This is a genomic window from Lichenicoccus roseus, from assembly GCF_005844085.1.
In the GTDB taxonomy this organism is placed as follows: domain Bacteria; phylum Pseudomonadota; class Alphaproteobacteria; order Acetobacterales; family Acetobacteraceae; genus Lichenicoccus; species Lichenicoccus roseus.
Map to the genome: position 1 here is coordinate 141,456 of NZ_VCDI01000002.1, position 23,530 is coordinate 164,985.

The 23,530-nt window shown below is 68.7% G+C and carries 21 protein-coding genes, 1 tRNA gene and 1 pseudogene; 12 read left to right on the plus strand and 11 right to left on the minus strand.

Annotation, left to right across the window (positions count from 1 at the left end; translation table 11 throughout):
* Positions 1 to 4: 4 nt before the first annotated feature.
* Entirely contained in the window at positions 5 to 397 is a 393-nt protein-coding gene (gene crcB / locus FE263_RS05980; RefSeq protein WP_138325653.1) for a fluoride efflux transporter CrcB, read from the plus strand.
* A gap of 6 nt (positions 398 to 403) precedes the next feature.
* Here the strand turns inward: crcB and FE263_RS05985 are convergent, their stop codons facing one another.
* The 3 genes from FE263_RS05985 to FE263_RS05995 form a co-directional block, all read right to left on the minus strand.
* A complete protein-coding gene (locus FE263_RS05985; protein WP_138325070.1) occupies positions 404 to 1,234 on the minus strand; it encodes a C2 family cysteine protease in 831 nt (276 codons plus the stop codon).
* A 155-nt stretch (positions 1,235 to 1,389) separates the two neighbouring features.
* The gene (gene eutC, locus FE263_RS05990) at positions 1,390 to 2,181 is read right to left on the minus strand and encodes an ethanolamine ammonia-lyase subunit EutC (protein WP_138325071.1); all 792 of its coding nucleotides are present in this window, start codon (positions 2,179 to 2,181) and stop codon (positions 1,390 to 1,392) included.
* A complete protein-coding gene (locus FE263_RS05995) occupies positions 2,174 to 3,562 on the minus strand; it encodes an ethanolamine ammonia-lyase subunit EutB (RefSeq protein WP_138325072.1) in 1,389 nt (462 codons plus the stop codon). Before FE263_RS05995 ends, eutC begins: the two co-directional genes overlap by 8 nt.
* Positions 3,563 to 3,681: 119 nt before the next feature.
* On the opposite strand from FE263_RS05995, the gene FE263_RS06000 reads away from it, so the two are divergent.
* The 4 genes from FE263_RS06000 (at position 3,682) to FE263_RS06015 (ending at position 8,220) form a co-directional block, all read left to right on the plus strand.
* On the plus strand, positions 3,682 to 4,113 hold the full coding sequence (locus tag FE263_RS06000; protein WP_138325073.1) for a hypothetical protein: 432 nt from the start codon (positions 3,682 to 3,684) through the stop codon (positions 4,111 to 4,113).
* Between the two features lie 2 nt (positions 4,114 to 4,115).
* Positions 4,116 to 5,897: an alpha-amylase family protein gene (locus tag FE263_RS06005; protein ID WP_138325074.1), complete on the plus strand. Its 1,782-nt coding sequence runs from the start codon at positions 4,116 to 4,118 to the stop codon at positions 5,895 to 5,897.
* Positions 5,898 to 5,901: 4 nt separating this feature from the next.
* Entirely contained in the window at positions 5,902 to 7,671 is a 1,770-nt protein-coding gene (locus tag FE263_RS06010) for an outer membrane protein assembly factor BamB family protein (protein ID WP_171033975.1), read from the plus strand.
* Positions 7,672 to 7,779: 108 nt separating this feature from the next.
* Entirely contained in the window at positions 7,780 to 8,220 is a 441-nt protein-coding gene (locus FE263_RS06015; protein ID WP_138325076.1) for a hypothetical protein, read from the plus strand.
* 8 nt (positions 8,221 to 8,228) lie between these two features.
* Here FE263_RS06015 and FE263_RS06020 read toward each other — a convergent pair whose 3' ends face one another.
* Complete coding sequence (locus tag FE263_RS06020; RefSeq protein ID WP_138325077.1) at positions 8,229 to 9,455, minus strand: GumC domain-containing protein; 1,227 nt, start codon at positions 9,453 to 9,455, stop codon at positions 8,229 to 8,231.
* Positions 9,456 to 9,607: 152 nt separating this feature from the next.
* On the opposite strand from FE263_RS06020, the gene FE263_RS06025 reads away from it, so the two are divergent.
* From FE263_RS06025 to FE263_RS06040, 4 genes are all read left to right on the plus strand, one after another.
* Positions 9,608 to 10,378, plus strand: a complete 771-nt coding sequence (locus FE263_RS06025) for a P-loop NTPase family protein (protein WP_138325078.1) — start codon at positions 9,608 to 9,610, stop codon at positions 10,376 to 10,378.
* Between the two features lie 19 nt (positions 10,379 to 10,397).
* Positions 10,398 to 10,802, plus strand: coding sequence for a hypothetical protein (locus FE263_RS06030; protein ID WP_171033976.1), 405 nt, complete (start codon positions 10,398 to 10,400; stop codon positions 10,800 to 10,802).
* Positions 10,799 to 11,866, plus strand: coding sequence for a calcium/proton exchanger (cax, locus tag FE263_RS06035; RefSeq protein WP_138325654.1), 1,068 nt, complete (start codon positions 10,799 to 10,801; stop codon positions 11,864 to 11,866). The genes FE263_RS06030 and cax overlap by 4 nt, the downstream gene beginning before the upstream one ends.
* 80 nt (positions 11,867 to 11,946) lie before the next feature.
* Positions 11,947 to 12,699: a DJ-1/PfpI family protein gene (locus tag FE263_RS06040; protein ID WP_138325080.1), complete on the plus strand. Its 753-nt coding sequence runs from the start codon at positions 11,947 to 11,949 to the stop codon at positions 12,697 to 12,699.
* Here FE263_RS06040 and FE263_RS06045 read toward each other — a convergent pair.
* The 5 genes and pseudogenes from FE263_RS06045 to FE263_RS06060 form a co-directional block, all read right to left on the minus strand.
* Positions 12,696 to 14,090: an 8-oxoguanine deaminase gene (locus tag FE263_RS06045; RefSeq protein ID WP_138325081.1), complete on the minus strand. Its 1,395-nt coding sequence runs from the start codon at positions 14,088 to 14,090 to the stop codon at positions 12,696 to 12,698. The two genes, FE263_RS06040 and FE263_RS06045, sit on opposite strands and share 4 nt — an antisense overlap.
* Before the next feature lie 2 nt (positions 14,091 to 14,092).
* Entirely contained in the window at positions 14,093 to 15,445 is a 1,353-nt protein-coding gene (guaD, locus tag FE263_RS06050) for a guanine deaminase (RefSeq protein WP_138325082.1), read from the minus strand.
* On the minus strand, positions 15,442 to 16,002 hold the full coding sequence (locus FE263_RS22485) for a 2-oxo-4-hydroxy-4-carboxy-5-ureidoimidazoline decarboxylase (RefSeq protein WP_240759264.1): 561 nt from the start codon (positions 16,000 to 16,002) through the stop codon (positions 15,442 to 15,444). The genes guaD and FE263_RS22485 overlap by 4 nt, the downstream gene beginning before the upstream one ends.
* Positions 16,003 to 16,050: 48 nt before the next feature.
* A pseudogene (locus FE263_RS06055) lies at positions 16,051 to 17,424 on the minus strand (nucleobase:cation symporter-2 family protein); the annotation flags it as partial.
* A gap of 102 nt (positions 17,425 to 17,526) precedes the next feature.
* The gene (locus FE263_RS06060) at positions 17,527 to 17,739 is read right to left on the minus strand and encodes a hypothetical protein (RefSeq protein WP_138325083.1); all 213 of its coding nucleotides are present in this window, start codon (positions 17,737 to 17,739) and stop codon (positions 17,527 to 17,529) included.
* A 331-nt stretch (positions 17,740 to 18,070) separates the two neighbouring features.
* On the opposite strand from FE263_RS06060, the gene pucL reads away from it, so the two are divergent.
* Together pucL and uraD are read left to right on the plus strand one after the other, a co-directional pair.
* On the plus strand, positions 18,071 to 18,910 hold the full coding sequence (gene pucL, locus FE263_RS06065) for a factor-independent urate hydroxylase (protein WP_138325084.1): 840 nt from the start codon (positions 18,071 to 18,073) through the stop codon (positions 18,908 to 18,910).
* Between the two features lie 16 nt (positions 18,911 to 18,926).
* Positions 18,927 to 19,829: a 2-oxo-4-hydroxy-4-carboxy-5-ureidoimidazoline decarboxylase gene (uraD, locus tag FE263_RS22865; RefSeq protein ID WP_138325085.1), complete on the plus strand. Its 903-nt coding sequence runs from the start codon at positions 18,927 to 18,929 to the stop codon at positions 19,827 to 19,829.
* Between the two features lie 12 nt (positions 19,830 to 19,841).
* Here the strand turns inward: uraD and FE263_RS06075 are convergent, their stop codons facing one another.
* Both FE263_RS06075 and FE263_RS06080 read right to left on the minus strand, forming a co-directional pair.
* A complete protein-coding gene (locus tag FE263_RS06075; protein WP_138325086.1) occupies positions 19,842 to 22,064 on the minus strand; it encodes a putative bifunctional diguanylate cyclase/phosphodiesterase in 2,223 nt (740 codons plus the stop codon).
* A gap of 387 nt (positions 22,065 to 22,451) precedes the next feature.
* A tRNA-Gln gene (locus FE263_RS06080) sits at positions 22,452 to 22,525 on the minus strand.
* Between the two features lie 180 nt (positions 22,526 to 22,705).
* Between FE263_RS06080 and FE263_RS06085 the strand changes: the two genes are divergently transcribed.
* Positions 22,706 to 23,491 (plus strand): RlmE family RNA methyltransferase, encoded by a 786-nt coding sequence (locus FE263_RS06085; protein ID WP_138325087.1) that lies wholly within the window; start codon positions 22,706 to 22,708, stop codon positions 23,489 to 23,491.
* The last annotated feature ends 39 nt before the right edge of the window (positions 23,492 to 23,530 follow it).

The following is a 23,530-nucleotide window of genomic DNA, read 5'->3' on the forward strand; positions in this document are numbered from 1 at the left end:
GGATGTGGAGACCTTCATGCTGATGATCGTGCTCGTGGCAGCCGGGGGCGCCCTCGGCAGCGTGCTGCGCTACCTGATCGGCGTGGTCACCACCGCGGCCTGGGGAAGCGCGTTCCCCTGGGGCACCATCCTGATCAACATCGCCGGCAGCTTCGTGATCGGGCTGTTCGCCGCCGGCACCGTGGCGGGCGGGGTGTTGCCCGCCAGCCAGGCGCTGCGCGTGTTCGTCATGGTCGGACTATGCGGCGGCTTCACCACATTCTCCTCGTTCAGCCTGCAGACGCTCGAACTGCTGCGTGGTGGCCGCGCCGGCATGGCGCTGCTCAACGTGACGCTCTCCGTCCTGCTGTGCCTCGCAGCGGTGGCAGCGGGGTTCCAGCTCGGGGCACGGCGGTAGCACCCGTCAGGTCAGGTGTCCGAGATCGACCTCGGCGAAGCTCTTCGAGAGCTGCGACAGCAGGATCGGAGTCGGCTGGTCGATCCCCCAGGGGTTGAGCAGGGTGAGCGTGGCAGCCGTTCCGGTGCCCTTCACGCCGTCGAACATGTAGGCGTGGTCGCCATACAGGCCGTTGCTCAGGCCGTTCCTGTTCAGCGTGTCCATGACGATCAGGTCGCCCGCCGATACGTCGGATTGCAGGCTCGCGAGCGTGAGGCTGGCCGGCGACATGGCGCTTGCCGCATGGCCGGTCAGCTCCTCCATCGCCACCACCGGACTGCCGCCGTTGCCGATGGCGTTGTAGCCGCCATTGAGGCTGGCATAGGCATTCTCGAGCACCTGCGGCCAGATCTCCTTCTGGTTGCCGACCACGTCCTGGGTGGCGCCGCTGTTCACGGAGTTGGTCGGAAAGTTGTTGGCCACCGTCTCGGTGACCGCGTTGAAGCCGGTTGTGTAGATCCCGTGCGAATAGGACTGGGTCGGTCTGTAGAGCGTGACCGCCTCGGTGCCACTGCCGTTGAGGTGGATCGAACCCGAAATGAAACTCGGTTTCAGCAGCGCGATCTCGCCGATCGAGGAGAGCAGGTAGCAGTCGCCGAGCTGGTCCTGGTTGATGTCGGCGACGCTGACCGGGGCGCCGGTGCCGGGCTCGGTCACGTAGAGCGTCTGCACCATGGCCGCCGCCTTCGAGGCGATCGGCGAGATCGCAGCGGCGGCGAACACATCCGGCGGCGTTATCGCAGGCGGCCCGAACAGGCCGAAGCCGGTATCGTCTTGCAGCGAATTGGAGTTCGTCACGTCGTTGGTCCTGGTGCAGTTCGGCCGCAATGCGGTCTCGAGGGGTGAACCGTTCGCTGGCGCCGCACGTCACGAACCCAGCCATTCCGGAGACGCATCCAGAATTAGCGTGCGATCCTTAACCGCCGGTGAAGACGATACGAATCTCCGACCGCCTAGGGCGACAGCCGTACGCGCTGGCCGTCACCGGACAGCGGTGGCGATGCATCCTTCAGCCCGACGCCGGTGAGTTGCAGCCGCCGGGCCGCGTTCATCAGCCACGCAATCCGGTCCGCCGCCGCCTCGATGCCGAGGCCGTCGGGTTCGTGGATGTTGGACACGCAGTTGCGCTCCGCATCGCGCCGGCCCGCGCGAGGCGCCCAGGTCAAATACACTCCCAGGCTGTCGGCGACGCTCAACCCCGGCCGCTCGCCGATCATCACCACCACCAGGGATGCGCCCAGCGCGGCGCCGACTTCGTCTGCAAGCGCGACCCGTGCCTGTGTCGCGATGACCAGCGGCGCGACCCGCCAGCCGTGCAGGCGGAGGAGGCAGGCGTGGAACAGGCGCGCGGCATGGCGTTGCACGGCGACTGCGGACAGCCCGTCGCCGGCGACGAATGCCACGTCCGGCGGGGAGGTGGTGGCGGCGAGTTGCGACAGCGCCGCGAGGCTCGCCAGGTCGGGACGGCGGCCGAGATCCGGGCGGCGCAGATAGGTCGGTCGATCGAGGGCGAGGCTGCGCACCTGGAGCGAGGGATGCGGCGCCACCGCCCGGGCGAGTGCTGCGCCGTCGAGTGCCGCATGCACGGCGTCGCGCGCTCGCGCATGGGCATGCTGGAACGCCAATACGTCGTCCAGGACCTGCGCATCACCGGTGCGGCGCAGACCGATCCGCGCCCGGGTGGCGTCGCGCAGGCTGGCCCAGGGATCGCCCGGCAGATCGGCTGCCGGTGCCACCTCAACCATGTGGCGACGCGAGCCGCGCCAGCCGGCCGTGCTGCGGATCCAGCAGGCGCATCCGCCCGTCGGTGTCGCGCATGTCCATGCGGTCGAGCCAGTCGGCGAATTCCGGCGCCGGTCCGACGCCGAACAGGCCGCGCAGCGTCAGCATGTCGTGGAAGGACAGGCTCTGGTAGCTGAGCATGACATCGTCCGCGCCTGGCACCACGATCAGGAAATTCACCCCGGCGACGGTGAGCAGGGTCATCAGCCCATCCATGTCGTCCTGGTCGGCTTCGGCATGGTTCGTGTAGCAGACGTCGCAGCCCATCGGCACGCCGAGCAGCTTGGCGCAGAAATGGTCCTCCAGTCCGGCGCGGATGATCTGCTTGCCGTCATACAGGTATTCCGGGCCGATGAAGCCGACCACGGTGTTGACCAGCAGCGGCCGGAAGGCGCGCGCCACCGCGTAGGCACGCGCCTCGACGGTCTGCTGGTCGATGCCGTGATGCGCGCCGGCGGACAGCGCAGCACCCTGGCCGGTCTCGAAATACATCACGTTGTCGCCGAGCGTGCCCCGCCGCAGGGACAGCGCCGCGTCCTGCGCCTCGCGCAGCACCGCGAGGCTTACGCCGAAGCTGCGATTGGCATCCTCGGTGCCGGCGATCGACTGGAACACCAGGTCGACGGCGCCGCCGCGTGCGATGATCTCGATGGTGTTGGTGACGTGCGTCAGCACGCAGGTCTGCGTCGGGATGCCGTATTGCGACCGCACCTGGTCGAGCATGTCGAGCAGGGCGATGCCGTTCTCGACGCTGTCGGTCGCCGGGTTGACGCCGATCACCGCGTCGCCGGTGCCGTACAGCAGGCCGTCGAGCGTGGAGACGGCGATGCCGCGCATGTCGTCGGTCGGATGGTTCGGCTGCAGCCTCGAGGCAAGTGTTCCGCGCAGGCCGATGGTGTTGCGGAACCGGGTGACCACGCGGATCTTCGACGCAACCCTGATCAGGTCCTGGTTGCGCATCAGCTTGCTGGCGGCGGCGGCCATTTCGGGCGTCACGCCGGGAGCGATGGCGGCGAGCGTGGCCTCGTCGGCCGCGTGCGACAGCAGCCAGTCACGGAACCCGCCGACGGTGAGGTGCGCGATGGGAGCGAAGGCGACGGTATCATGGCTGTCGACGATCAGCCGGGTGACGTCGTCGCTTTCGTACGGCACCATTGCGGTGTCGAGGATGTGCCGGAGCGGCAGGTCGGCCAGTGCGTAGCGGGCAGCGACGCGCTCGGCATCGCTGCGGGCGCCAAGCCCCGCGAGGCTGTCGCCCGAACGCGCCGGCGACGCCGCGGCCAGCAGCGTCCTGAGGTCGTCGAAGCGGTACCGGGTGCCGTCGAGGCTGCTGGAATACGCCACGGCTCCTCCGCGTGCAGGCCACGCTGGAGGCTGGCTGCGTTCGTCGCGCGACGCAAGTTTCCTGCGCCGGGATCAAGTGGGACAGGCTAGTCGTCATCCCGGCAGCGCAAGGAGCAGGCATGATCGGCGGCATCTCCCTCGGCTATGACAGCCTGCTTGCCTGCTGCGCGGCCGGAATGGGACGACCGACGCACGTGCGTATCGGCTGGCTCGCCACCGCCTGCGGCCTCTGCGATGCCGGCGCGACCACCCTGGGCCAGGCATTTCCGCAGCTTCCGGCACTGCCGGTGAATGTCTCCTATCTCGGCTGCGCGATCCTGCTCGGTCTGGCTACGCAGTACAGCCGCCGCCTGATCTGGGCCCTGCCGGTGCTGCTCTGCCTCGATAATCTTGCGGGCGGGGTCGGGCCGGGACACCGCTGGGCCGATGTGGCGGCGCTTGGCCTGTGGAGCGCGGCAATGGCGCTGTGCGGGTTTGCGCTGGCGTCGCTGCTTCGGCGCTGCGCCGAGATTGCATTCCAGCCGGCCCGATCCGCCGCACCGCGAAGCTGACGATGGGCGTCGCGCTGATCGCCTGGGGTCGGTTCCTCGCGGAAGGCCAGCTTGTCACAGTTCCGGCGCCGAGCACCGATCCGGGCGCCGCCTGGCTGTGGGATTTCGTGGCGATGCAGGCGGCGAGCCTGCGTGGCATCGGCTTCACCGCCATCCAGTTGCCGCCTGCGAGCAAGGCGCAGGGCGGGGCGGGACGCGGCTGCGACGGCTACGGCGTCTTCGATCCGCGTGACCTCGGCAGCAAGCCGCAGCAGGGCAGCACCACGACGCGCTACGGCAGCGTCGAGCAGCTGCGCCGTGCCGTCGCCTGCTGTCACGCGGCCGGGCTGGACGTCTATCTCGACGTGGTGCTGCACCAGCTCATCGGCGAGAACGGCGGTCCGGGCGTGTTCCGCTACCTGGGCGCCGATGCGATCACCCTGGATGGGCGCGGCGCGATGCATCCCGGCTGCTTTCGCGGCAATACCGGCAATGACGACCCGGTGCCGCCGTTCGGGCGCGAGGATGCGGTGCCGGCGCCGTCCGACGATTTCCCGTTCGGGCGCGAGAAGGTTTTCCAGAACTGCGAGCCGGTCCGCTACACGATCGAGGACGCGCTCGACTACGGCGACTGGCTGTTCCGTACCACCGGCGCCGACGGCATGCGGTTCGACGATGCCAAGGGGACCTGGGCGCCCTTCGTGTCGGAGTTCATGCGCAGCCGCGCGATGGCCGGGCGGCTTGCCTATGCGGAGTTCTTCGACGGCAATCCGGCGCTGCTGGATGCCTGGGCCACCGGCGACACCATGAACTCGCGTGCGCTGGTCGAGGACTTCACCCTGCACTGGGCCTTGCAGTCCGCCTGCGCCAGCCTGGATCCGCGCAAACTCGACGGCGCCGGCTACCTGGCCAGCAGACCGTTCCTCGCCTGCACCTTCGTCGATAATCCGGACACCGACAGTTCGCCCGGCGAGCAGATCGTCTCCAGCAAGCTGCTCGCCTATGCCTGGCTGCTGACCTCGGAAGGCTATCCGTTCGTCTACGGCAAGGACTACTTCGACGGCGAGGTCTGGCCCGGCGCCTATGGCCTCAAGCCCTGGATCGACAACCTGGTCTGGATCCACGAGACATTGGCAGCGGGCGCCACCGTCAATCGATGGCTCGATGACGGTGTGATCGTCCGCGAGCGTACCGGCGGCCCGGGACTGCTGACCGCGCTCAACTTCGACAGTTGGAACCGCCGGACCATCACCTGTGCGACCGGTTTCGGCGGCGGCGTCGCGCTGCACGACTATACCGGCCGGCATGCCGATATCCGCACCGATGCGGACGGCCGCGCCACCTTCACGATCCCGTCCAACGCCTACCTGTCGGGACAGAGCTACCTGTGCTTTTCGCGAACTGGCCAGGATCGTGCGCCCTCCGTCAACCGGAGATCGACCACGCAGGAGTTCTTCGGCGCCGACGATCTCGACATCCCCGCGCTACGCGTCGGGCGGTTGCAGGTCGGCCGCATCTATGCCGACGCGCATACCGACATCGTGTTCGGGATGCAGCCGGAAGCGGTACCGCCGGCTGGTTCCTCCATCGTCCTGGAGATCGCGGATGAAGCGGGTCGCCTGCTCGGCAGCACGATCCGCCGCCACGGCGAAGACGGTAATGCCCTGACCGCGCGGCCGGCGGGCACCGGCTGGTGCAGCCTGCACCTGACCGGCGATGGCCTGCCCGACCCGATGCGCTTCGTCGCCATCGTCACCTACTCGGCTCCGCAGCATGTCGACCGCATCACCCTGGAGAAGGGCTAGTTCCATGGCAGCCAGCGTGACCACGCGGTCGTTCGATGCCGCCCGCACCGGAGGCAATACCGGCGAGACGGTGCTGTCGCCGCGATCGGTGCGCGGCCGCGGGATCAGGCAGGCACGCATCCTGCACATCCCGGACGACCCGCGCCTCGAGGCACAACCGCTCTACCTGCCCGGTATCGCGATCCAGGGCGCACGCCGCGACGTGGTGTTCCAGGCCACCATGGGCAACCATGTGCACGCCTTCGATGCCGACACCGGCGCACTGCTGTGGACGCAATATCTCGGGCCGCCGATCCGCGGCACCGTCGCCATCGACGCCCACAACATCAACATCGCCTGGGGCATCCTCTCGACGCCGGTGATCGATACCGCCACCGGCCGGCTGTGTGTCTGCTACTGGACCAGCCCGGACGGCAGCGCCGCGGGCGGCCAGCATTTCGCCGCAGCCCTCGATGTCGCGACCGGCGACATGGTGCATCCGCCGCTTTCGCTGGAAGGCGCCGTATTCGATCCCGGCGACGGCCTGCCGGTGCAGCGTTTCCGCTCGATGGAGCGCAAGCAGCGTGCCGGCCTGGCGATCGCCGGCGGCGCCCTGCTGATCGCCTTCGGCACCATTGCCGAGACTGCGGCCAGCGCGCGCGGCTGGCTGATCGCGGTGGACCTTGCCCGCTGGAGCCTCGCCGCCACCTGGTGCTCCACCGCGCGTGGCAGCGGCGGCGGCATCTGGATGAGCGGCGCCGCGCCGGCGGTGCAATCCGACGGCGCCATCTGGGTGGTGACCGGCAACGGCGATTTCGACGGCGTCCACGATTTCGGCGAGAGCGTGGTGCGGTTGCGTTATGCGGCACCCACCCCCGGCAAGGGTGCCGCGTTGGCGGTCACCGGCTGGTGGTCGCCCTGGAGCGACGATGCGCGCACAGGCACCGCGCCGCCTTCGCCGGCAGCGGCGGCTCTGCTGCCGCGCGGGCCGGTGCCATCCAACTTCCGCCATGTCGCGCATCTTGCACGCGCCGGCATCGCTCCGGCGGACATGGGCTCCGCCTGGGGTGACCAGGATCTCGGCGCGTCCGGCATCGTGCTGGTCGAGGAACTCGGGATCGGTCTGGTCTCGTCCAAGGACGGCGTGCTCTACACGATCAGCCTGGCGGACCCGGGCAAGACGCTGCCGACCGACCTCACGCCGGCTGCAACGCCATCGAACTATGGCAGGCTGGCGGCGCCGCCGATCCTGTACACCTACTTCGATGCGGCGGTGCGGCCGGCGCCGGACAATCCGGCCGCGCTCAACATCCTTTCAGGCAACGTGACGCACCACCTGCACGGCACCATGCTGGCGTGGAAGAGCGCGCGGCATGGCTGGATGCATTTCTGCGGCGGCGAGAACGGCAACCTGCGTGCCTGGCAGCTGCGGCCGGATCGTTCCTCGACCTACCTCGCCTGCAGCGTCGCGTATGCCTCGGCGATGGCGCGCGGCGGCGGAATGCCGGGCTGGAGCCTTGCGCTTTCCGCAGATGGCGACGCCGGCGGCATCGTCTGGGCGATGATCCCGTATGGCGATGCGAACATGGAAATCACCACGTCCCGGCTGCTGGCCTACGACGCGTCCGATTTCGCGCTCTTCCCGGGCGGCGGCGGCGAGATCGTGCCGCTGTGGGATTCGCAGGACTGGAACTGGAGCCTTCTGCATCCGAAATTCAACCGTCCCGTCATTGCGGATGGCCGGGTGCTGGTGCCGACCTATGGCGGTCAGATCCTGGTGCTGGAACTTGCCTGACCTCAGCGCCGCCTCCTCGATTTGGCGATCGCCGCGTTGCTGTGACAGGTTTGGTTGATGGATCGAGTCGCGGAGCGCGGACGCGCTCAGGAGGCGGGCATGGCGTCGATGAATGCATCCACTGACGCGTTCCGGGGAAAAGCGCCCGGCAGCGGGTCCGGCGAGATGTCCAAGCGCACCGAGGCGCTACGCCCGGCGATGCTGCTGAGCCGGCAGGAGGCGAGCCAGGCGCGCCAGATGAGGCGGAGGGGCATCGACCCGGGGCAGATCGCGGACGCGATGGGCAAGCCGCTGGACGAGGTCGAGAAGGCGTTGCTGCAGATGCGCATGCCGCGGCCGGAGACCACGCGCGGCACCCTGAACGTCACCCTCGCCGCGCACCGCGTCATCCTGCAGGAGCGGCGCGGCGACGAGCCGCTCTGGCAGACCTTCGACCGCATCGTCGACGAGTTCCTGCGCCTGCGCCGCGACCAACAGGAGCGTGCCGTCCGGCCGCGTCGCGCGCATTCGGGATCGCCGGAGCCGGCACCGCGCCTGCCCGGCTTCTGAACAACCCGTCAGCGCGACGGCGTCGCCTTCGTCAGGGCGAGGGCGCGCGCCGGCCTCGGCCACTCGGGCAGGCTGGTCAGCACCGGCAGCCCGAGTTCGCGTTCCAGCCGTCCCGGATCGTTGAAGCCGCGCCGGAACCGGGCGCAGAGCAGGGCTGTCGCAAGCCCGGCCAGCAGGCTCAGCAGTCCGCCCACCGAAAGCATCAGCAGGCGCAGGCTGGACGCTGCCACCGGCATCACCGCCGGCTGGATCACCCGCACGCTGGTCGATGCCGCATCGAGGCTGCCTGGGATGCGGCTCTGGTCCAGCGCCTGCGCCGCGGCTTCCCACGCGGTGGCGGCGAGATTGCGTTGCCGTTGCAGCCGCTGGAACTCCGGCTCCTGCGCCTCGAGGTCGCGAAGTTCCTGCCCGACCTGATCCAGTCGCTGCGACGCGATGGCCTGTCGGGCCCCGGCGCCGGCGACCTCCTGCTGGGTCTGCAGCCGATCCGGTCGCGTGGTTCCCTCCGGCAGACCGGCCCTGGCCCGGGCGAGGTCGGACCGCGCCTGATCCAGATCGTGCTCCAGGCTGTCCCGGCGATGCAGCAGGATGTCGATGCCGGTGTCGAACCGGGAGCCGTGCGCCGCGGTGAAGTCCGCGTAGGCGCGCTCGGCGGCGTCCAGCTGTCCCCGCCGCGTGGCGACCTGGCCGGTCAGCAGCCGCTGCCGGCCATCGTCGTAGAGCCTGGCCCGCATCGCGAGATCGATCGCCACCGCCCGGTTCACCACCTGCGCCGCGATGGCCGGGTCCGGATGGCTGAAGCGGACCACGACGACGGTGCCGGACCCGTCGCCATTCGCGCTGAACCGGCTGGCGAAGCGCGTCGCGGCCGCCTCGGGGCCGACCCCGGGATACAGGAGCTGCGGCCCGATCGACGCGATCACGGCATCCGCCAGCGGCCGGCTGCGCAGGATGTCGAGCTCACGCAGCGCGTCCCCGTGCGGCGTGGTGGCGGCCGGCGACGGCGCCCCGGACGCGGGCAGCACCAGCAGCTCGGCATCGGCGGTGTACTGCGGTGTCACCAGGACCGCGGCGAGGTCGGTCACCAGCAGTCCGGCGACGACGGCGCCCAGGATACGCCAGCGGTCGCGATATGCCGCCTCGATGGCAGCCGCCAGCCGTCCATCCTGCCGGAGGGCCTGGCCCGTCAGGGCCGGCTTATGACGATGCTCGGCGCGCTCGACCGACTGATCCATGGGTGCGTCCGGTCCGGGCCCGCCCATGCGGCGCCACGCTCACCGGTATCGTCTGATCGGGAAGGCGGCAAGAGGCCTCCGTGCGCCGGAGAGCCATTGCCATGGCGTGCGATGGTCGCTACCGGGTGGAGTGGTTGACGCGGAAAGCATGAATGGCTGATGGCCACGGCGGCTCCTGGCCCTCCCTGGCAGCGGATGCGGGAAGCGACCCCGAGGAGGCGGCCGTCACGACTGCGGAAACCGGTGCCGCCGACGCCCCGCCCGCGCAGACAGGGGCGCAGGCCCGGTCGCTATCCACCAGCCTGCGTGCCGGGGCGCCCGACCCGCAGATCCTGCACCTGCTGCACGCGGTGCTGGCGCTCAACGAGCAGCACCGGCCGTTCGTGCTGCAGATCATCGCGTCGGTGGCGGGCGAGGGCACCAGCCAAGTCGCCGCGTCCCTGGCCGAGACCGCCGTCCGCCAGATCGGGCTGCCGGTGCTTCGGCTCGACTGCAATCCGCCTTCCGCGACGGCATCCGGCGAGAAACAGCCGCCATCGCTGATCGATGCCTTCCGAACCTCGTCGTTGTCGGAAACGGCGTTGCGCAGCCTGGCGCCGAACCTGCTGCTGGCCCGCCTGTCGAATGCCGCCGACGGCATCTACGGCATGTCGCCCGCGGACCTGCAGCTGCTGTTCGACGCCCTGCGCAAACGCTTCGCGATGGTGGTGCTGGATTGCCCGCCGGCGCTGTCCTCGCCGGGCGCCGTCGGCCTTGCCCGCTACTGCGACGGCACCGCCCTGGTGGTGCGCGCCGACACCACGCCGCGCGCCATGGTGGCACAGGCCAGGACGGCGATCGATCGGTTCGGCGGCCAGGTCATCGGCGTGATCCTCAACCGGCGCCGCTCCCACCTGCCATCCTGGGCGAGACGCTGGTTCTGATGCGATGAAACCCGGTGACATGGTCGAACTCGTCAGCGGCGGGCCGCCGATGACGATCCTGCAGCGCAACGCCGATCGTGGCTTCGAGGGGTGGCTCTGCGTCTGGCAGGTCAACGGCGCCGCCCGACGCGCCGCCTTCCCGGAACAGGCGTTGCGTCCGTGCGACCCGCAGCGCGTCGTGGCGCTGCCGCCGGCGCGGACCCGCAAGGTGGTGGATCTCGAGCCGCTGCCGGACCGGGCACATGCCGAGCTGCTCGGCCTGATCGACACGCCGCCGCATGGTGGCTTCGACTTCTCGATCGTCTGCTCGGGGGATCGCTGGACGGTGTCGGTGCGGCTGCCGGACGCAGGAACCCACAGCATCGGCGAAGGAGAGGATTTCCTGGAAGCCTGGTCGAACCGCAAGCCGGCGTGGGGCCGATGATCCGGCTGGCGCTGCTGGCGCTGGTGCCGATCGCACCGCTGCTGCACTACGCCCTTGGGCTGCCGCCGATCTGGGTGTTCGTGGCGGGCATCGCGGGCGTCGGCATCCTGGCGGACTGGATACGCAGCGCCACCGAGCAGCTTGCCGAGCACACCGGTCCCGCGATCGGCGGGCTGCTGACCATCAGCCTGGGCAGCCTGGCCGAACTGCTGCTGGCGCTGTTCGTGCTGGCGCGCGGCCAGGCCGAAGTGGTGCATGCGCAGATCACCGGCTCGATCATCGGCACCAGCCTGCTCGGCCTCGGGCTTGCCATCGTCGCCGGCGGTGTCTCGCGCGATCGCCAGACCTTCAACCGCGCCCGCGCCGGCCAGCTCTCCAGCATGCTGATCCTGATCGTGATCGCCCTGCTGCTGCCGGCGGTGTTCGACTACACCAGCCGCTCGGTCGCGCACTCCCCTGGTGTAGCCGGGCGGGACGAGGCGCTGAGCCTGGCCGTCTCGGTGCTGCTGCTGCTGATCTACGGCGGCAACCTGGTCTACACGCTGATCACCCATCGCGACGTGTTCGCACGCGGCGAGGAGGCCGAGCGCGCGGCCGGCAAGCCGTGGCCGCTCTGGCTGTGCTTCGGCGTGCTGGCGGGGGCAACGGTGGCGGCCGCCCTGGAGAGCGAGCTGATCTCCGATGCGCTGGTGGATGCGGCGGCGAGCCTGCATCTGTCGACGGTATTCCTCGGCGTCATCGTGCTGGCGCTGGTCGGCACCATTGCGGACCTGTTCTCCGCGGTGTGGTTCGCGCGCCAGGACCGCATGGGGCTGGTGATGAGCATCTGCATCGGGTCCGCGATCCAGATCGCGCTGGTGGTGGCGCCGCTGCTGGTGATCCTGTCCTGGCTGATCGGCAGCCCGATGACCCTGGTATTCCGCAGCCCGCTCGACCTGTTCGCCATCGCGTCGGCCGCCTTCATCGTCAACGTCATTGCCGGCGACGGCGAGACGACCTGGTTCGAGGGCGTGCTGCTGATCGGGGTGTATGTCGCGCTGGGGATCGCGTTCTTCTTTGCCTGAAGGCTCGTTGCCAGCGACCCATCGCACCCCCCATCCAATCGGGTAGTGTCTGCGAAGTCGGTTCCTCGATGGTGAATGGCATGAATCCCACGGTGGTGAATATCGGGCTGGTGCTCTTTCCGAACCTCACACAGCTGGATCTCACGGGTCCCGCCGAGGTGTTCGGGCGAATGCCGGGAGCCAAGGTGCAGCTGCTGTGGAAGTCGATCGGCCCCGTCACGTCTGATCGGGGGATGCGGATCCTGCCCGACGCCACATTCGACAGCTGTCGAAGCCTGGACGTGATCTGCGTTCCGGGCGGTCCCGGCCAGATTGCGTTGATGGAAGACGAGGAGACGCTGCATTTTCTCCGCCGCATCGCACCGGGCTGTCGTCTGGTCACCTCCGTCTGCACCGGCTCTCTCGTGCTGGGAGCTGCGGGTCTGCTCATCGGATATCAGGCGACATGTCACTGGTCGTCGCTCGACCAGCTTGGCCTCCTGGGCGCACATCCGGTAGCCAACAGGGTTGTCCGTGATCGAAGCCGCATAACGGGCGCAGGCGTCACATCCGGCATCGATTTCGCGCTGACGGTGGTCGGGGAATTGGCGGGCTCCGGGATCGCCCAGGGGATACAGCTGCAGATGGAATATGATCCCGAGCCCCCGTACCGGACGGGCTCGCCTAGGTCTGCTCCCGCCGAACTGCTCGCCAGCACGCGCGAGACGATCGCACCGTTCATCGCGATGCGCCGAGCTGCGACGGAACGCGCGGCCGAATGCCTGCGCAGATCAGCTCAGGACGCTTTACCACCGCAATCAGGCGGGCTGGAACAGGCCATCGACAGACGCTAGCCGATCGCAACGAGGCGCTGTGCGTGCCTGTTGTGCTCCGCAATCACGGCGTCCATTTCCAGCGTCGCTATACGGCCGTCCTGCACGACGATGCGGCCCTCGACCACCGTCGTGCGTGCGTTCTGCGGCGCGCAGAACACGATCGCGGCGACCGGATCGATCAGGCCACCCGCGTAGCCGACCGCCTGCAGGTCCAGCGTGAAGAAGTCGCAGCGCCGGCCGACTTCCAGCGCGCCGATATCCTGTCGGCCAAGTACCTCGGCGCCACCACGCGTCGCCAGTTCGAGCGCCTGCCGCGCCGACATCCAGGAGGCCGGGTCGCGCTCCGCACCGGGCTCGACATTGGTGTCCAGTCCAAGCTGCAGGCGCGCAAGCAGCATCGCCTGGCGGGTTTCGGCAAGCATGTTCGAGCCGTCGTTGGACGCGCTGCCATCGACGCCGAGGCCGGTCGGAACGCCGGCGCGCAGGTATTTCATCACCGGTGCGATACCGGACGCGAGCCGCATGTTCGAGGTCGGGCAATGGCACACGCCGGTGCGGTGCGCCGCGAGGGTCGCGATCTCGGCATCGTCGACATGGACGGCGTGAGCGTACCAGACATCCTCGTCGACCCAGCCGAGATCCTGCATGTATTCGACCGGCCGTCGACCGAACCGGTCGAGCGTGTAGCGCTGCTCGTCGATCGTCTCGCACAGGTGGGTATGCAGCCGGACGCCATGGCGGCGGGCGAGGGCGGCGGTGTCGCGCATCAGCCGATCGGTCACCGAGAACGGCGAGCACGGCGCCAGCACCATCTGCAACATCGCTCCGGGCGAGGGGTCGTGGTAGCGCGCGATCACCCGCTCGCTGTCGGCGAGGATGGCATCCTCGTCCTCGACGCATTCGTCGGGGGGAGTGCCACCCTGGCTCTGTCCCCGCGACATCGAGCCGCGCGAGGCGATGAAGCGTACGCCGATCTCGGCGGCGGCGGCGATCTGGTCGTCGATCCGGCAGCCGTTGCGGAACAGGTAGGCGTGGTCGAACACCGTGGTGCAGCCGGACAGCGCCAGTTCGGCCAGCCCCACCAGCGTCGCGGTGCGCGACATCTCCGGCGTGCGGCGCGCCCAGACCCGGTAGTGCGCGGCGAGCCAGCCGAACAGCGCGGCATCCTGTCCGGCCGGCAGGTTGCGCGTCAGCGTCTGGTCGAGATGGTGATGGCAGTTGACCAGGCCGGGCAACAGGATCTGGTGCCGCAGGTCGAGCACGATGTCGGCGGTGGCGGGCAGGCTCTCGTCCGGCCCGACCTGCTCGATGACGCCGTCACGCGCAAACAACCCGGCCTGGCGCAACTCGCGTCGCCCGGTATCCATGGTCACGACGACTTCGGCACCGCGGGCGAGCAGGGTCGGCATGCTCAGGCCGCGGCGCCGGCGTAGGTGAACTGTCGCGCGGACTCGCGATCGTACACGCGGCGGCCGGCGACATAGGTCGCGCGCACGGCGCGCTCGTCGCCCAGCGTCATCAGCACGAACAGGCGCTCCTCCAGGCTCTCGCACAGCGCCATGCGCGCCTGCAGCAGCGGTGTCGCGCCGGGGTCCAGCACGACGATGTCGGCGGCATAGCCAGGGGCGAGACGGCCGAGGCGATCGTCGAGATAGAGCGCGCGTGCAGCGCCGAGGGTGGCCAGCCAGTAGGCCTGGATGGCGCCGAGCCTGGAACCCTGCAGCGCCGCCACCTTGTAGGCCTCCCCCATCGTCCTGAGCTGGGACAGGCTGGTTCCGGCGCCGATATCGGTGCCGAGGCCGACGCGCACCGGACGGTCCGGATCCAGCGCGTCGAACAACCGGAACAGGCCGCTGCCGAGGAACAGGTTGGAGGTCGGGCAATGCGCCAGCGCGGCGCCGGTGGCGTGGCAGGTGCACAGCTCCGGCTCGTCGAGATGGATGCCGTGGCCCAGCATCGCGCGCGGTCCGACCAGTCCGGCATGCGCGTAGGTATCGAGATAGTTGGCGCGCGTCGGAAACAGGCGCGAGACCCACTCGACCTCCGCACGGCTCTCGGCGATGTGGGTCTGCATGTAGAGCCCGTCATGGTCGCGCAGCAGGGTGCCGCAGACCTCCAGCAGCGCCTCGGTACTGGACGGCGCGAAACGTGGCGTCACCGCGTAGAGCTGGCGTCCGCGGCGATGCCATCGCCCGATCAGCGCCACGCAGTCGTCGTGCGCCTGCTGCGCGGTCTGCAGCATCGCGGTCGGAGCGTTGCGGTCCATCAGCGACTGGCCGGCTATCATGCAGGCATCGTAGCGAGACGCCTCCTCGAAGAATGCCTCGACCGACTGCACATGCACGGTGCAGTAGACCGCGGCGGTGGTGGTGCCGGCGCGCAGCAGCTCGCGCATGAACAGTCGTGCCGCCGCATCGGCATGGGCGCGATCGTGGAATTTCGCTTCGGTCGGGAAGGTGTATTTCTCGAGCCATTCCAGCAGCTGCTCGCCGTGCGCCGCGATCATGCCGAGCTGTGGGTAGTGCACGTGGCAGTCGATGAAACCGGCGCTCAGGATACAGTCCGGGTAGGTCTCGACAGGCACATCCTCCGGAACCGCATGGCGCAGCTCGTTCCAGGGGCCGGTCGCCGTGATCCTGCCGTCCTCGATGATCACTAGGCCGTCCGGCTCGGAGCTGAAGCAGTCGGCGGCCGCTTGCTCGAATGGATTGCCGGTGAAGTCGAGCGTGCGGCCGCGCAACGCCCGGACCCGTCTGCCTGTCACGCCACCATCCGGGTGAAGCGGTCGAGCTGCGCCGAGGTGATCGGGTTGGCATTGGCCACCAGCTCGTCGAGCCGGTAGTTGGCGATCTTGGCGATCTCGACCAGCGCCGTCGCGCGCTCGACGGACGGTGCGTTGGCCATCCGGTACCAGCCCTGCGCCAGGATCCGCTCGTAGCGCTCGACCTCACGGGCGCAGACGATGAGTGGAAAACCGAAATGCTTGCGATACGCGCGGGCCAGCGCACGCACCTCGTCGTATTCGGCCCGCCCGAGGCCATTCATGCCGGCCTTGTCATGGTCGAGCCGGTAGGCGTCGCGCGTCTCGATGGCCGGAACGGTTTCCGGACCGGCGGTGGCGGCCTCCTCATCGCCGAGATCAGCGAAGGAGTTCAACAGCTGCATCTGCTGGGCCGGTGTCCCGGTCAGCAGCACGTCGTGGAACGCCGCCCGGAGGGATGCGGTATCGGCGAACGGCCGCATCGCACAGGTGCGCTCCAGCACCCACGGCGTGTTCTCCACCAGGCCGCCGAAGGTTGCGTCGAAGCGGCCGCGGTCCATCGCGTTGACGTCGGCCAGCGTCACCAGCCTGTGGTTCGGCCGCCCGGCGATCGCCTCCTGGGTGCCGCCGAGGTGATTGAACAGGATGTTGAGGCCGATCGCCGACAGCGCGCCAAGGGTGATGCCGCTGCCGAAGATGATGTGCGTCCAGGCCGGCAACGCCTCGGCCACGAACGGCTGCACCGTGACAAGCATGCCGAGCCCGAGGCTGGTGCTGACGATGACGATGTTGCCGTGGCTGTTGAAATCCACCCGGCCCAGCGTCTGCACGCCCACCACCGCCACCGCGGCGAACATCGCCAGCGCCGCACCGCCCAGCACCGGCAGCGGAATGCCGGCGACGATGGCGGCGGCTTTCGGCAGCGAACCGAGGACGATCATGATGACGGCGGCGGCAGCCACCACCCAGCGGCTCCTGACCTGGGTAAGGCGCACCAGCCCGACATTCTCGGCAAAACAGGTATAGGGAAACGAGTTCAGGATGCCGCCGATGAAGGTCGCGATGCCGTCGGCGCGGATGGCGCGCGCGATGTCCTCGGGCTCGATCCGGTAGCGCACGATCTCGCCGGTCGCATACACGTCGCCGGTGGTCTCCACCATGGTGATCAGCATGACGATCAGCATCGACAGGATCGCCGCCACGCTGAAATGCGGGATGCCGAAATAGAACGGCGAGGTGGTGCCGACCCAGGCGGCGCCGGCGATTTCGCCGAACCGCGCGTCACCCAGCAGCCATGCCGCCAGCGTGCCGGCGACCAGCCCCGCCAGGACGGCGATGGTTGCCATGAAGCCGCGCGACAGACGCTGGATGGCGATGATCAGGCCGAGCGTGCCGAAGCCGTAGAGCAGGTTGCGGACGGCCACCGGATGCTGGATGGCGCCCGGCCCGCTGCCGAGGACGATGTCGTTGGCGGCCACCGGCAGCAGCGCCACGCCGATGATCAGGATGACGCTGCCGGTGACCGCGGGGGGAAAGAAGCGGACCAGGCGTGCGAACTGGCCGGCGGCGGCGAAGGTGCACAGCCCGGCGACGATCACCGACCCGTAGATGGCGAGCAGGCCCTGGGTGCCACCGCCCGCGGCCAGCCCGATGGCGATCATCGGGCTGACGGCGGCGAACGTCACACCCTGCAGCAGCGGCAACCGCACGCCGATGTTGCGGAAACCGACCGATTGCAGCAGCGAGGCGATGCCGCAGGTGAACAGGTCGGCATTGATCAGGTGGATCAGCTGACTGGCATCGAGCTTGAGCGCACCGGCCAGGATGATCGGCACCAGCACGGCGCCGGCATAGAAGGCGAGCACGTGTTGCAGGCCATAGAGGGCAAGCTGGCCGACCGGGAGCATCTCGTCGACCGGATGGATCCGGGTCCGGGCGGGCGATGCTGCGATCGGTCCCGCATCCTGCACGATGGCGCTCATTCGCGATGCCCCTCCCGACGCGACCACGAAGGTGGCCCCCTGCGCGGACAGTCCGGATCGGCACGCAAGATCTACGCCATCGGGCGGGGGTCTACGGCCGGTTCAGTGCAGGAAGGCCTGGCCTGGCCGTTCGGGAGCGACTTCGGAGACCCGTCTCCAGACCTCGATCGAGCCCTGGGTCGCCTTCAGTCCGAAAGCAACCTCGCGCGCGGCGTCGTCGGTGTCGCTGTAGAAGACCAGGGTGCGTACCGTCTTGCCGGCCTCGTCCCGGACCTGGATACGATACTCGAACATCTTCAGCCCCCGGTTAGACACGCAACTCAGCCTGCACGGCCGGTCGGCGGGCCATAGCCGCCGCAGGCTGGACAGGACACGCAGTGTTCGACGATCGTCAGCCTTGCCGGGCGCCGGGTCCCCTACGGGAGCGAATTTCTAACGATATCCTAACGGCCCGCAATACCGTTCACGCAGGCTTGAAGAATAGATCCATCAGGCAGTTAGGGTTCCGCACTCGCGGTGAGGCGGCTGCCCCGACAGGCGCGGGAGCACCGCCCGGCAGGTCGATGGCATGGCGATTGCTGCCCGGCCGGGCCGGCGCCTGCTGTCGGCGTGCCATGATCCACCACCGACCTCGAGGAAGAGCGCGATGCCACTGATCCGGAACAGCTACGGCAAGGCCCGGGTAAGGGTCATGCGCGTGCACAAGGATTGTGAGCATCACGAGGTTCGCGAACTTGCCGTGCAGGCGATGCTGGAGGGTGATTTCGGCGCCTCCTACACCGCGGCGGACAATCGCCTGGTGATCGCGACCGACACCATCAAGAACCTCACCTACGTGGTGGCGCGCGAGGCGCTGGACGACGCCGCCGAGGAGTTCGCGGAGCGGCTGGCGCAGCGGTTCCTTCATCTCTATCCGCAGGTCGCGTCCGCGACGGTCACGACGCATGAGACGAAATGGCTGCGGGCGCGTTTCGGCGGCAGGGATCATCCGCACGGCTTCATCCTGGACGGCAACGGCCAGGGTTTTGCGAGGGTAGGAGCCGACCGCGGGACGGTGTCGGTGGTCTCCGGCTTCACCGGCTACAGCTTCATGAAGACCACCGGGTCCGGCTGGGAGAATTATGTGATGGACGAGTTCACCACCTTGCCGGAAACCAGTGACCGCATCGCGGCGACGTCGATGGACGCGACCTGGCGCTGGTCGCGGGTGCCCGCCGACTGCCCGGCGGTCAATGCGGCCATCCTGGAGACCATGCTGGAGGTGTTCGCGACCACCTATAGTCACAGCCTGCAGGACAGCCTGCTGCGCATGGGAGAGGCGGCGCTCGCATGCGCCCCGGAGATTGAGGAAATCAGCCTGTCCTGCCCGAACAAGCACTACCTGCCGGTCAACCTGGCGCCGTTCGGCCTGTCCTCGGACAACGCGGTATTCGTTCCCACGGACGAGCCGCACGGGCAGATCGAATGCACCGTCGGCCGCTCCTGAGGCCGGAGGCGCTGCGATGATCCCCCGCCGCATCAGCCTGGCCGAACTGTCCGACCTCGACGCGCCGGCGTTCAGCGCCCGCCTCGGCAACGTCTTCGAGCATTCCGCCTGGATCGCCGACCATGCCTGGGCGTCGCGCCCGTTCGGCAGTGTCGAGGACCTTCACGCCGCCATGGTCCGGGTCGTGCGCGATGCCGGTCCGGACGCCGTGCTGGCGCTGCTGCGGCTGCATCCCGAACTCGGTGCGGGCGGCCGGCTGTCGGCGGCATCGGCGGCCGAGCAGGGCGGCGTCGGCCTAGGCGCCCTCGACCGACTGGAAGCTGACGCGCTGGAGACCGCCAACCGCCGCTACCGCGACCGCTTCGGCTTCCCGTTCATCATCGCGGTGCGTGGCCAGCGGGATGCAAGCGCTATCCTTGCCGCCATGCACCGGCGGCTGGAGAATACCAGGGAGGCGGAGGTCGGCACGGCGTTCGCCGAGGTGGCGCGGATCGCCCGTTTCCGGCTGGAGGACATCGTCACCTCGCCGGATGGTCCGGATCACCGGCACACCGCCGGTGCGCCCGCCGCAGCGCACGATACGGCGGTGCGAGACGCTCTGACCGTGCATGTGCTGGACCTCGCCAATGGACGCCCGGTAGCGGGGCTCGGGCTGGAGTTGTCGCGCGACGGCCAGACGCTCTCCAGCCATATCACCAACGCCGACGGCCGCTGCGATCAGCCGCTGCTGTCCGGCGAGGCGTTTCGCCCCGGCAGCTACGCGATCGACTTCGATGTCGAGGCATGGCGCGCTGCCGACCCTGATCCCGGCTTCTACGACCGCATCACCATCCGCTTCCGGGTGCGCGGTACGCCCGGCCATGTCCACGTGCCGTTGCTGCTGTCGCCATTCGGCTACAGCACCTATCGCGGCAGCTGAGGGCGCGTCCGGTCAGGCCGCCGAGCGCGCTTCGGCTGCCGCAGACATCGCCGCGGGCGATGCAAGATGCGCGATCAATTCGGCGGCCATCGGTCTTCCCTTGAAGAAGCCCTGGGTGCGCGTGCAGCCGGCGCGTATCAGCATCTGCTGCTGCGCCTCGGTCTCTACGCCCTCGGCAATCACAGCCATGTCCAGCGCCTGCGCGAGGTGCACGATGGCGCAGATGATCAGGAAGGATTGCCGGTCATCCGGCAACTTGCAGACGAAGCTGCGATCGATCTTGATCTTGTCGACCGGAAACCGCTGGAGATAGCTCAGGCTCGAATACCCGGTGCCGAAATCGTCGATGGCGATGGTGAATCCCATGCCGTGCAGGCTCTGCAGCGTGGTCTGCATTTCCTGGTTGTTGGCTACCAAAACGCCCTCGGTGATTTCCAGCTCGAACCGGCTCGGGTCGACCTGCATCTCGACCACGAGATCGTGCACAGAAGCAACGAAATCAGGCATCTGCAGCTGCCTGGCCGAGACATTGATGGCGACGCGCAGGTCCGGCCAACGGCGACTGTCGTTGAACGCGTGCCGCAGGACCTGCATCCCCAGGATGCCGATCAGTCCGCAATCCTCCGCCAGCGGCGCGAAGACCGCCGGCGAGATCGGTCCAAGATCCTTGTGCGTCCAGCGCGCCAGCGCCTCCACCCCGACCATGCGGTCGCGATCGAATTGCGGCTGGTAGGCAACGCCGATCGCACCGTCCCTGAGTGCCTGGCGGAGATCCTGCTCGAGTGCGCGCCGGCGGCCGCGGGCCTGCTCCATCTCGCTGTCGAACAGCTGCTCGACGCCGCCACCCGCCGCCTTGGCCTTGCAGAGCGCGAGATCGGCCTGACACAGCAAATCGCTGGCCCCGACACTACCGGCCTTGGCCACGCTGATGCCGATGCAGGCGCTGGCCTGGATCATGTTGCCGGACAGGCTGATCGGCGTCCCGAAACAGGCCAGCACGCGCCTCGCGAATTCACCTGCCGCCTCGGGGCCGGCACAGGCTGCATCACCGCTCAGGATGAACAGGAATTCGTCGCCGCCGAACCGTCCGCAGATCTGGCCGGATTCGCACAGCTGTTGCAGGCGCGAGCTGACCAGCTGGATCAGCTCGTCGCCGACCACGTTGCCGAAGGTCACGTTGATCGACTTGAAGTGGTCGATATCGAACAGCAGGATGGCGACCTCGTCGCCCGCGCCAGCCCGCTGCGCAAGCGCCTGGTCCAGCAGGCGCGACAGGCTCCTGCGGTTCGGCAATCCGGTGATGCCGTCATGCAGCGACAGATGCCGCGCCTGTGCTTCGGCGTCCATCAGGATGCGGGTGCCCTGCACGCCCTGGCGGTAGGCCAGCAGCACGGCACCGAGCAGCGCGACGATGACGATCAGGATCGGCGGTAGTGCAGCGTCGAGCAACATCGTTCCCGGACGCGCAGGCTGCCATGAGAACACTGCCATGACCTCACCACGACCGTCCCGAAGCGGGAACGAGGCGCGCGTCCCGGCGGGAAGCGCTGCCGTGAGCTCGGCGCCGACCAGCTGCAGCCGGCGCCCCACCTGCGGCATGATCGTGGCCTGAAGATCGGAGATTAGCAGGGAGATCGGTGCGCGGCGGTGGGTCAGCGCGAGCTTGCCGCTATCCGACCCGACCAGGCTCGCGACGACGAGAAAAGGCCGTCCGGAGACCAGCACCACGGCGCTACCATCGATCCAGGACGCAGGCTTTTGTTCGGCATCCGGGGCATGACGAGCGGCTGCCGCGTCCCGCGCCGCCTCCAGCGTGCGGATCGTCGCGACGATGTCGCCGGCCGCCAGCCGCACCAGTTCGGCTCGGCCAGCCTGCATCGTCCTGCCATGTTCTCGCGCGAACAGGACGGTATTCCCGGCATCCAGCACTATGACGATCCGGCTGCCGACATCGCGGTCGTTCGTAGCGGTCAACTCGCTCTGCGCCCACGCCGCATCGAAATGGCGGTCGAGATGGATGATCGCCGGATCCCAGTTCGCGGCCGATCCGATCTGGTTGCGCAGGATATCGACCTCGCGTGCGAAGCTTGCGGCGACAAACTCGCCTTCGCGGTGGCGCGCCTGCCTGTCGATGCGCGATGCCAGCAACGGCAGCATGAAGACGATAATGACGATAGCGGTGAGTGCCGCTGCAGCCAACGTCTTGATGGCTCTGAGATCGAACGAGCGCGACATCTCGGCTGCGGTCCTTTTGAGGTCACCTGATGGCGTCCACGACCTGTCTAGTCCGTTATCGTTACGATCGACTTAACGACCGGACTTCTGCCGATGCCGCTCGTTCACGTCGCAGCGTTCGTCATGACGGTGGTTATCTCCGTCCGTGCGGAGATCTTTGGACCATGGGGGTATCCCGGCATGCGCCATGCAAGCGTATCGCCGAATGTCGGGCTCGCGCTGCTGGTGGGGGCACCGATGGCGCTCCATCTCGCCCGGGGGCGGCAAAGCGCGCTCCGCCACCAGGTGGTCTCACGACCTTCTCGGCTCGCTCTGAAGCGACGCTACAGGGAGGCGGTTGGACGGAGCAGAAAGCCTCAGGCTTTCTTGATGGGCGCGCGGCGCCGTTGGCTGGGGGACCTGGATTCGAACCAGGGCTGACCGGGTCAGAGCCGGTAGTTCTACCGCTAAACTATCCCCCAAGCGGCCCGCGCGGCATTGATCCGTGCGGCGGGCGGCATCTACCATCCGGTCCGGGTTCTGGCAACCGCTTCCCGGCCGCGGCGCCTCGGAGGGTGCGCCTTTGTCCTGGGAATGCTAGGGCTCGCGCCACCGGCCATCCGGCGCATCCCGCGCCACGGCCCGCGCTGAGGAGCTGCTTGATGAACCGCAAGGGCGGCCCAGTCGCCGGAAGAGGGGGTGCCGGAAAGGGCGGTGCCGGAAAGGGCGGTGCCGGCAAGGCGACGACCGACGGCGTCGGTGCAACCCGCAGCAAGAGCGTCTCGCTGCGCACCGCCCGCGGCCGCACTACCGCCCAGCAGAAATGGCTGCAGCGGCAGCTCAACGACCCCTATGTGGTGGCCGCCCGCAAGCAGGGGTTCCGCTCCCGCGCCGCCTTCAAGCTGATCGAGCTGGACGATCGCTTCGGGCTGATCCGTCCCGGCCAGCGGATCGTCGATCTCGGCGCGGCCCCCGGCGGCTGGGCGCAGGTGGCGGTGCAGCGCGGCGCCACCGAGGTGGTGGGGGTGGACCTGCTGCCGGTGGAGCCGGTCGCCGGCGCTACCATCATCCAGGGCGACTTCAACGATCCGGAGCTGCCCGACCGGCTGCGTGCGCTGCTTGGCGGCCCGGCGGACCTCGTGCTGTCGGACATGGCGCCCAACACCACCGGGCACGCCGCCACCGACCACCTCCGCATCATCGCACTCGCCGAGCTGGCGCTGGAGTTCGCGCTGCAGGTGCTGGCCGAGGGCGGCGGCTTCGTCGCCAAGGTGTTCCAGGGCGGCTCCGAGAAGCACATGCTGCTGCCGATGAAGCAGGCCTTCGCCCAGGTGCGGCACGCCAAGCCTCCGGCCAGCCGCAAGGAATCCAGCGAGCTCTACGTGGTCGCCACCGGCTTCCGGCCGGAACGCGCGGAGGCGTTGCGGGAACTGCTCTCCGAACGTTGATCGAAAGTTGACCGGACGCTCCATTACCCGCCTCATGCA

Bases quoted from the DNA above. Each gene is read 5' to 3' on its own strand.
- cax (WP_138325654.1), top strand. From the start codon at position 10,799: ATGATCCGGCTGGCGCTGCTGGCGCTGGTGCCGATCGCACCGCTGCTG.
- FE263_RS06005 (WP_138325074.1), top strand. From the start codon at position 4,116: ATGGGCGTCGCGCTGATCGCCTGGGGTCGGTTCCTCGCGGAAGGCCAG.
- FE263_RS22485 (WP_240759264.1), bottom strand. From the start codon at position 16,002: ATGGACCGCGGCCGCTTCGACGCAACCTTCGGCGGCCTGGTGGAGAAC.
- FE263_RS06045 (WP_138325081.1), bottom strand. From the start codon at position 14,090: ATGCCGACCCTGCTCGCCCGCGGTGCCGAAGTCGTCGTGACCATGGAT.
- FE263_RS06030 (WP_171033976.1), top strand. From the start codon at position 10,398: ATGGTCGAACTCGTCAGCGGCGGGCCGCCGATGACGATCCTGCAGCGC.
- FE263_RS06075 (WP_138325086.1), bottom strand. From the start codon at position 22,064: ATGTCGCGCTCGTTCGATCTCAGAGCCATCAAGACGTTGGCTGCAGCG.
- FE263_RS06025 (WP_138325078.1), top strand. From the start codon at position 9,608: ATGGCTGATGGCCACGGCGGCTCCTGGCCCTCCCTGGCAGCGGATGCG.
- FE263_RS06010 (WP_171033975.1), top strand. From the start codon at position 5,902: ATGGCAGCCAGCGTGACCACGCGGTCGTTCGATGCCGCCCGCACCGGA.
- uraD (WP_138325085.1), top strand. From the start codon at position 18,927: ATGATCCCCCGCCGCATCAGCCTGGCCGAACTGTCCGACCTCGACGCG.
- FE263_RS06000 (WP_138325073.1), top strand. From the start codon at position 3,682: ATGATCGGCGGCATCTCCCTCGGCTATGACAGCCTGCTTGCCTGCTGC.
- FE263_RS06040 (WP_138325080.1), top strand. From the start codon at position 11,947: ATGAATCCCACGGTGGTGAATATCGGGCTGGTGCTCTTTCCGAACCTC.
- FE263_RS06020 (WP_138325077.1), bottom strand. From the start codon at position 9,455: ATGGATCAGTCGGTCGAGCGCGCCGAGCATCGTCATAAGCCGGCCCTG.
- FE263_RS06085 (WP_138325087.1), top strand. From the start codon at position 22,706: ATGAACCGCAAGGGCGGCCCAGTCGCCGGAAGAGGGGGTGCCGGAAAG.
- FE263_RS06015 (WP_138325076.1), top strand. From the start codon at position 7,780: ATGAATGCATCCACTGACGCGTTCCGGGGAAAAGCGCCCGGCAGCGGG.
- pucL (WP_138325084.1), top strand. From the start codon at position 18,071: ATGCCACTGATCCGGAACAGCTACGGCAAGGCCCGGGTAAGGGTCATG.
- eutC (WP_138325071.1), bottom strand. From the start codon at position 2,181: ATGGTTGAGGTGGCACCGGCAGCCGATCTGCCGGGCGATCCCTGGGCC.